Source organism: Pseudidiomarina aquimaris, assembly GCF_003987395.1.
Lineage (GTDB): Bacteria > Pseudomonadota > Gammaproteobacteria > Enterobacterales > Alteromonadaceae > Pseudidiomarina > Pseudidiomarina aquimaris.
The window spans coordinates 247002-254670 of the sequence record NZ_PIPT01000004.1 but is presented as its reverse complement, the minus strand read 5'-3'; the positions used below and the strand labels follow the sequence as shown (position 1 = coordinate 254670).

7 protein-coding genes are annotated in these 7669 nt (G+C 48.5%); 3 read left to right on the top strand and 4 right to left on the bottom strand.

Annotated features, from left to right (window positions below):
- Positions 1-227: 227 nt before the first annotated feature.
- Entirely contained in the window at positions 228-1349 is a 1122-nt protein-coding gene (locus CWE21_RS07025; RefSeq protein ID WP_126833742.1) for a GGDEF domain-containing protein, read from the bottom strand.
- A gap of 123 nt (positions 1350-1472) precedes the next feature.
- Here CWE21_RS07025 and CWE21_RS07020 point away from each other — a divergent pair, with 123 nt between their 5' ends.
- Together CWE21_RS07020 and CWE21_RS07015 are read left to right on the top strand one after the other, a co-directional pair.
- Positions 1473-1739 carry a hypothetical protein gene (locus CWE21_RS07020; RefSeq protein WP_126833741.1) on the top strand — a complete coding sequence of 89 codons (267 nt, stop codon included), beginning with the start codon at positions 1473-1475 and terminating at the stop codon, positions 1737-1739.
- Positions 1740-1863: 124 nt separating this feature from the next.
- The gene (locus CWE21_RS07015; RefSeq protein WP_126833740.1) at positions 1864-3186 is read left to right on the top strand and encodes an ATP-binding protein; all 1323 of its coding nucleotides are present in this window, start codon (positions 1864-1866) and stop codon (positions 3184-3186) included.
- Here CWE21_RS07015 and CWE21_RS07010 read toward each other — a convergent pair.
- Positions 3183-4007 (bottom strand): putative RNA methyltransferase, encoded by an 825-nt coding sequence (locus CWE21_RS07010; RefSeq protein ID WP_241970238.1) that lies wholly within the window; start codon positions 4005-4007, stop codon positions 3183-3185. The genes CWE21_RS07015 and CWE21_RS07010 overlap by 4 nt on opposite strands.
- A gap of 140 nt (positions 4008-4147) precedes the next feature.
- On the opposite strand from CWE21_RS07010, the gene CWE21_RS07005 reads away from it, so the two are divergent.
- Positions 4148-6013 (top strand): DUF885 domain-containing protein, encoded by a 1866-nt coding sequence (locus CWE21_RS07005; RefSeq protein ID WP_126833738.1) that lies wholly within the window; start codon positions 4148-4150, stop codon positions 6011-6013.
- On the opposite strand, the gene CWE21_RS07000 is transcribed toward CWE21_RS07005, so the two are convergent.
- Positions 6010-7326, bottom strand: a complete 1317-nt coding sequence (locus CWE21_RS07000; RefSeq protein ID WP_126833737.1) for a HipA domain-containing protein — start codon at positions 7324-7326, stop codon at positions 6010-6012. The two genes, CWE21_RS07005 and CWE21_RS07000, sit on opposite strands and share 4 nt — an antisense overlap.
- A complete protein-coding gene (locus CWE21_RS06995; protein WP_126833736.1) occupies positions 7313-7585 on the bottom strand; it encodes a helix-turn-helix domain-containing protein in 273 nt (90 codons plus the stop codon). Before CWE21_RS06995 ends, CWE21_RS07000 begins: the two co-directional genes overlap by 14 nt.
- Between the last annotated feature and the right edge of the window lie 84 nt (positions 7586-7669).

Below are 7669 nucleotides of genomic sequence, written 5' to 3'. Positions count from 1 at the left end.
TGCGCGGATTACATCAAGGCCCTACAATGAGCTAGAAGTGAATACATTGTGACTCGAGGCCGAATATACGAACGCAACTTCGCTTACGACCGGTTTTAACTTGCAAAGTTGGAGGAGACCATATACGCAGTTCTACTGCGGGTACAACCTGCCATTTCAGGCGCTGCTAAGAAGATTCCGTCATTAATCCAACATCGCGATGCACGGTGATTGGCCTCGTAGTAGAACTACGGGCTACTCAAATGATGCTTTGCGTCGTAGAGCAACACATCGGCGTGGTGCATAAGTTCCTGCACGGAGTCTGCTTGCTTTGAGGGGCAGGCTCCTAGACTGAACGTCAGGGCTTCACCGATGACTTTTTCGCCGACAGAGGCAAAGTCTTGGCGGAGCTGCTCGATAATGGTGTCATGGGGCAAACGCGTATCGTGGGGTAATAAAATACCAAACTCTTCACCGCCTAGACGCCCAGAAATCGCGCTGTAGCGTTCTTGTTTTTCACGTAATAGTTGCCCGAATAAACGCAGCACTTCATCACCTGCCGCGTGACCAAAGCGATCGTTAACTCCTTTAAACTTATCGAGGTCCAAAAAATAAAGCGTAAATGTATCGCCAGACTGCAGTCGTTTCTGTGCTGAGCGCTCAAAGTGCTGGCGATTATAAATGCCGGTCAAATAGTCGTAATTTGCACGCACGCACAATTTCTCGTCGGAGCGTTCCTTTAAGAAGCCGATAAAGCCAATACCGTTGCCAAGACCAAGTAAAAACGTCGCAAAAATAAAGAGTTCATTAACCACCACGGAGCCGGTCATGGTAAATCCCGAATCACTGGCAGCTAGCGGCGCGCGGATAAAACAAAATAACCCAATCATGGCGTTAACGATTACCAGCACGCGCGGGAACACGCTCGCAGGGTGCTGTTTCAGTAGTTGATAAAGCGCGTAAACGCTGGCACTAAATGGCAATACCAATAATACCGACGCAGTGACAATCATGGTGTTGTTCGGGCCGTCACCGCTGGTGAAATGAAACCAGGTAAACACCGCACAGGTCACGATAGCTCCGGCCCACAAAAAGCTGGCTTTAATCCCCGCAGAAGCCAATTGATTATAGGAGCGAACCTCGGCCCAACAACCAATAAAAATCAGCAAATTCGCAAGCAAACGTAAGTGATCGTAGCCGTGGTATAGCGAAATGGCGTACAGGATGAACGAAGCCGCTTTGATAAACTGCGCTAAGGCAAACGCACGACAGGCAAAGTGCGATTCAGGATTGCTGACTTGATGCCAACTATACAAAGCAAAAGTTAGATTGGTTAGGCCCGTGAGGACGATAATAGTGATAATATCCATGCGAGAGAATCGGGTCCTAAATAAAGTATTCAACGAGCGTGTCACATATTAATGTTATTTTTGTTGAATGAAAACCAGCCCGAAGAGAATTAGAACGAACTAACCTGCGCAGGGAACGATACTATGAAGCTCACCATCGATATCAGCAAATACCCACTCGCCGACGACTACATTGAGCCGATTAAAGGCTTTATCGAAAAACTCAATAATCAGCTCAGCGCGCACGACGACGTGAAAGTGATCACTAACACACTGAGTACGCAAGTCTTTGGTGATTATGATGCGGTGATGAAAGCACTTAATGACTGTATTAAGTGGTCATTTGAAACCTACGGAAAGGTAGTGTTTGTGGTGAAATTTTTGCACGGTGATTTACGCCCTGATGAGTAATTCACTTTTATGCGCAAATAAAAGATTAAAAACTCTATTTTATGCGCATAAAAATGTGTTTTAGTTTGATTTTTGGCGCATAAAAACGTAAATTTGAGCACAGTGCAATGGAATTGGGAAGCTTATGCAGCGAAAACTGTTAGAAACACTAGAAGAATGGAAGGCTACACGGCAACGAAAGCCCATTTTGATCGACGGTGCGCGGCAGACTGGGAAGACGTTTTTGCTGCAAGAGCTTTTCGGTAAGTCATTTCCTAATGTGCTAAGAGTTGATTTTTTAGAAACGCCAACTGTTGCGCAAGCCTTTGCTGACTCTTTAACGCCGGCAGATATTGTTTCGAATATTGAATTGATCACTGGCAAGATTTTTAATCCGCATACGGACCTTCTCATTCTCGACGAAATAGGTGAGTGTGAGCGCGCGGTAACCTCGCTGAAGTACTTTGCCGAACAGGCGCCGTATATGTATGTCGCGGCAAGTGGTTCGAATATCGGGTTATTAAATACTTTTCCCGTTGGCAAAGTTGAGCAACATTATTTGCGCCCGCTTTCGTTCCACGAATTTCTTATGGCGGCAAATGAACCTGCGCTTCTGCGCGCCTTTGAAACACAGAATAATTCGTCAGCGGCGCACACTAAGTTAATGGAAAAACTCGTCGATTATTATTTCGTTGGCGGCATGCCTGAGGCTGTGAACTTGTGGTTTCAAATACAAGAGCAAAGCATTCTTAAACGAACACAAGCAGTTCAACAGGTGCACGCAGACCTTATTGCCGGCTATGAAAGGGACTTTGGTAAATACTCGGGCAAAGTCGATGCTAATCTCATTGCGGCAGTATTTAACGCAGTGCCATCACAACTTTCTTCAGTGATGGATGAATCTGTGAAGCGTTTTAAATTTAAGAATGTGTATGAGAGAAAATCACGTTATCAGGAATTGGAAAGCGGAATCGCTTGGCTCGAGAAATGCCGTTTAATTTTACCGAACTACCCAATTGAGGGGCGACCACGCAGCCCTCTCGCCGCATACAGAAAGGAAAATAAACTAAAACTTTTCCTGTTTGATACCGGTTTGCTCAATCACATGCTGGGTATAAATTATCAAGAAATAAAGCAGCAGGCATTTGAGTATAAGGGGTATATTGCCGAGAACTTTGTTCAGCAGGAGCTCGTTGCACTAGGTATTGACCCAACGTACTCATGGCAAGATGCGCGTGCTGAAATCGAATTCATTTTAAGTGACAAAGAAGGTCATATTATTCCGTTGGAAGTGAAAAGTGGGCGTCGCACGCGAGCGCGCTCGTTACAGTCGTATGTGCAAAAGTGCGGGCCGGTTAAGACGATTAAGCTCACTGCTACGCGAGGTTCTGGGCCAGAGGAGCGCAAGCATTTAGTTTTTCCGCTTTACTTTACTGAGCATGCGGTTCGAACTCACATAACCCCTTAAACTTTGAACACACGGAGCCAGACATCAACGGTGACCGTGAGCGACGTCAATGCTTCGGCGCGTTCGCGACCAGCGCTCGAAGCACGGTACAAGTGTGGCGTCATGCCTAGCAAATCGTGAATCACTTCACGAGAAGTTAGTTCGACGCCAAACGTGACACGCTCTTCAGTGACCAATGTCCAGGTGTCAGAAACTGGCAAACTCGCAGGCTTGTCTTTCACTTCGTCGTAGATTAACTGCTTGAGTTCATGCAGGTGATCGGGCGCGGGGTCGACCATCATCAGCCGCCCGCGGTTACTCAGCACTCGCTTGAATTCACTTTCAACTGGAAAACCGAACACGCATAACAGCGTGTCGATGCTGTTAGCAGGCACAGGAATGCTGCTGTTCGACGCGACTAACCATGACACCCGTTTATCGCGCTTGGCAGCTGCCTGCACCGCCCACTTGGAGATATCTAAGGCTGCAGCGCTAAATTCGGCGCCGCACGCAGTGGCATGGTCCAGCACGTTACGCAGGTAATAACCCTCACCACACCCAGCATCTAGCAGCGCACCACCAGGCTGCGCTAACACTTGAGTCGCCAATGCCTCCGCCAAAGGAGCATAAAAGCCTTCGCCAAGAAACCGCGAGCGCGCTTGCACCATGGCTTTACTATCGCCCGGATCCTTCGAGCGCTTGTTCTGCACCGGTAGCAAGTTTACATACCCCTGCTTCGCTACGTCGAAGCTGTGGCCCTGTTCACAGCGCCAGGTTTTATCGTTCAGTGTTAAATCTGCGCCGTCGAGCGGGCAACAAAGTTGGGAAAAAGGTGTAATCACGGTGCTCTTTTCTTGCGAAGTCGTTATGGGCCTAGTGTAAGCCAATTGCGACAAAAGCCGCAAATGAGCTGATGAATGGGCTCGCACCCGCATGCAATGCAAGTACAATGAAAGCACTACAAAAACACGGGGAATCCAGAATGTATAAAGCAAAAATTGCCGCCGCTGTCTCGCTGGCGTTATTTATGGGCGCTTGCTCTGAAGCGCCGAGCAACAACGAAGCGAACCAAGCGCCAAACGCGCAAGCGCAAGCTGCACCTGAAAGCTATAGCGCTGAAGTCATCGCCGCTGAATCAGAAAAAGCCAATCAGCTGTTTGAAGACATTTTCATGGCGAATGTCATGCGCAGCCCAATGTTCCAAACGCGTCTGGGCCTTGAAGAGAACCAAGATAAATGGGATGACTTATCCCAAGAACATAATGAAGAAGGTCTGGCGCTGGCGAAAGAGCATTTGGCGCAAGTCAATGCGATTGACCCAGCGAAGCTCAACGAGCAAACACGTTTGAGCTGGCAATTGATGCAGCAAGAACTTGAAGAGGGCATCGCCGACTATCAATGGCGTCACCACAATTACCCGGTGAACCAGATGTTCGGTATGCACTCGAGCGTAGCGGCGTTACTGATCAACCAACACCGTATTCAAGACATCAAAGATGCGGAAGATTACATCGCGCGTTTGAATGGCCTGCCGGCGTTGTTTGATCAATTAGGTGAGAACCTGAAGCTACGTGCCGAGAAAGGCATCCTGGCGCCGAAATTCGTTTATCCATATGTGATCAGCGACAGTAAAAATATCATTTCGGGTGCGCCGTTCGATGATGGCGAAGCCAGCGCACTGTGGGCTGATTTTACTGGTAAAATCGATAACCTTGATATTGATGATAGCCAACTCAATGAGCTAACCAGCCAAGCTAAAACCGCGATGCTGCAGTCAGTTAAGCCAGCCTATGAAAACCTAATTGCCGTGGTTGAAGAGCTTGAAGCGCAAGCCACTACTAAAGACGGTGCTTGGAAACTGCCGGACGGTGAAGCTTTCTACAACAACCGTTTGCAGCGCACCACCACGACCGATCTGACCGCAAACGAAATTCATGAAATTGGCCTAAGCGAAGTCGCGCGGATTCATGACGAAATGCGCGTGATCATGGAAAAGGTTGGTTTTGAAGGAACCCTGCAAGAGTTCTTCGTGCACATGCGCAACAACCAAGACTTTATCTACCCGGATACCGAAGAGGGTCGCGCGCGTTATCTTAGCGAAGCGAAAGAGATCATTGACGTGATGCGTGGTCGCCTAGATGAGCTGTTCATCAAGAAGCCAAAAGCCGACATGATCGTCAAAGCAGTCGAACCGTTCCGTGAAAAATCGGCGGGTAAAGCGTTCTATCAGCAACCATCGATGGACGGCACGCGTCCAGGTACCTATTACGCCAACTTATACGACATGGCCTCAATGCCGACCTATCAGATGGAAGCCTTGGCTTACCACGAAGGGATTCCAGGTCACCATATGCAAATCGCGATTCAGCAGGAGCTGGAGAACGTACCAAGCTTCCGTAAGTTCGGTCGCGTGACCGCCTATTCTGAAGGTTGGGGTCTGTATACCGAGAAGCTACCGAAAGAAATCGGCTTCTACCAAGACCCGTATTCTGACTTTGGCCGCTTGGCGATGGAGCTCTGGCGTGCCTGTCGCTTGGTCGTTGATACCGGTATCCATGCGAAAAAATGGACCCGCGAAGAAGGTATCGAGTACTACGTGAACAACACGCCGAATGCCCGTGCCGACGCGGTGAAAATGGTCGAGCGTCACATCGTGATGCCTGGTCAAGCTACGGCTTATAAGATTGGGATGAACAAGATCTTAGAATTACGCGAAAAAGCCAAAGAAGCCCTTGGCGAGCAGTTCGACATTCGTGAATTCCATGACGTAATTCTTGCTAACGGTCCAGTACCGCTCAATATTCTTGAGCAGTTTGTCGACGACTACATCGCGTCAAAACAAAGCTAAAAAGCACTCCGCGCAACTTCTTCGAGTTGCGCTGCTTGCTCCCAAATGGCCGCGCAGCGTTGTACAACGTGTGCGGCTATTTTTTGCGTCGCTTCCGACGCATCCTTCGCATCCGTCGCAGATCTACAGTATTTCTCCGTCAAATCAAGCAAGCGCAGCAAACGCCGCTCGAGTAGGTCAAACTTGATGCCGTTCTCGTCGGCAAAGCTTAATAAATCGAAAGCGGAAACACTGTTGACAGAAAAATTATCTCCTATGGCCATAGCTAGATCGGTGTCCAATCTTTCTACTGACTCGCCTTCATACACCACTGACACCAAGTCATAGAATGGCGTGAGGGAAAGTGAACCGTCCGCTGCAATGAAAAAGCTAACGTTCTTACCATGGGCGTCACTATTACCAACAATAAGGTTGAATAGCACCCAATCAAGCAACTTCTGTCGCGTGAGTACTGGCACCGAAGTTTTATTAGCGAAAGCAAAAAGCCTTGCAAGGCTGACACCGTCGCGGATATGACGCACATCACGACCACTCCCAAAGTTTTGCTCATATTTGTATTCGGGTGGCATATCTAATGCTTGGCAACCATCAATGATATGGCGTTTGGCGACACCCTTCGCTAGCGCGCGCCGATCAAAACGCTCGACCAGTAGAGCGGTATAGTCACCCAGCGGCAGTAGGTCCGTTTGCGCAACGTCTAGACCGACAGCATGCGCAAGTTGCATACAGAAATGCTCGTTTTGCACGAGCGTTGGGTGGTCCTTGGGAGCAAATTTTAAAATGTGGGTGCTGGCGTAATCCCCCTCAGCCAAAAAAAGCTTTTTATCTTTTATGTACAGATTAAGCTTACTCTGCACACCGGCAACTGAGAGTCGAAACTTTCCGTCCCACAGACTCATATCCTTACGTTGTTGCAAGCGCTCAACAAGTTCCTTTTCTGTGACTTCTCGTAGTTCAGGCTCGTGACGCGCTCTCGATGGTTCGCCAAAAGTAAGTGCTCCAGCAGTGTCGTGGCCGATTGCCGAGAGAATAGCGTACAAGTTGTTGCGCGAAATGTGCTGGCTGGCGAGTAAGTTCTCGAATGCTGAGCCTTCTGGGAATAAATTACGCAAAAAGTTCACTACGGTAGCACTCTCAACTTCACCCTTTTGGGCCTTGCTAAAGGTTAGATGAGGTGAAATGGGAAAACCTTTTTCGCACCAGTCATCAGCGTAACTAAATTGACACTGTTGCGCCCCCGGAAACCTGAGATCACCGACTTTGTGAGAGCGAGCAAAGACCGCAATTGCTGGAACCGTTTTAGATCCACTCATCGTCAGCTTCCTGTTGCGGCGCTACTGTTAGAGCAATGCCAAGCCCATTAAGGGCTTTAAACAAGGTTTCAGCCCGCACGGTTACGACGCCTTTTTCAATATTATTGTAGGCTTGTTTTGATAGCCCACAGAGGGCTGCAGCATCTTCCAGCGTAATACCGAGTGCTGAACGCTTGTAGCGTACGAAGGCGCCCAGCGTCTCCATATCAAGTGGTGCGTCTAGCTGAGGTGGCTGTGGAACGGTGATTGTACGAGCCATAATAATCCTACGTTAAAAGGAATAATTGCTTAAGTTGCAGCGTTCTTCTATAAATCCTATTTTTGTAGGAATATAGGTGCATAG

Bases quoted from the DNA above. Each gene is read 5' to 3' on its own strand.
- CWE21_RS07000 (WP_126833737.1), bottom strand. From the start codon at position 7,326: ATGAGTGGATCTAAAACGGTTCCAGCAATTGCGGTCTTTGCTCGCTCT.
- CWE21_RS07015 (WP_126833740.1), top strand. From the start codon at position 1,864: ATGCAGCGAAAACTGTTAGAAACACTAGAAGAATGGAAGGCTACACGG.
- CWE21_RS06995 (WP_126833736.1), bottom strand. From the start codon at position 7,585: ATGGCTCGTACAATCACCGTTCCACAGCCACCTCAGCTAGACGCACCA.
- CWE21_RS07025 (WP_126833742.1), bottom strand. From the start codon at position 1,349: ATGGATATTATCACTATTATCGTCCTCACGGGCCTAACCAATCTAACT.
- CWE21_RS07020 (WP_126833741.1), top strand. From the start codon at position 1,473: ATGAAGCTCACCATCGATATCAGCAAATACCCACTCGCCGACGACTAC.
- CWE21_RS07005 (WP_126833738.1), top strand. From the start codon at position 4,148: ATGTATAAAGCAAAAATTGCCGCCGCTGTCTCGCTGGCGTTATTTATG.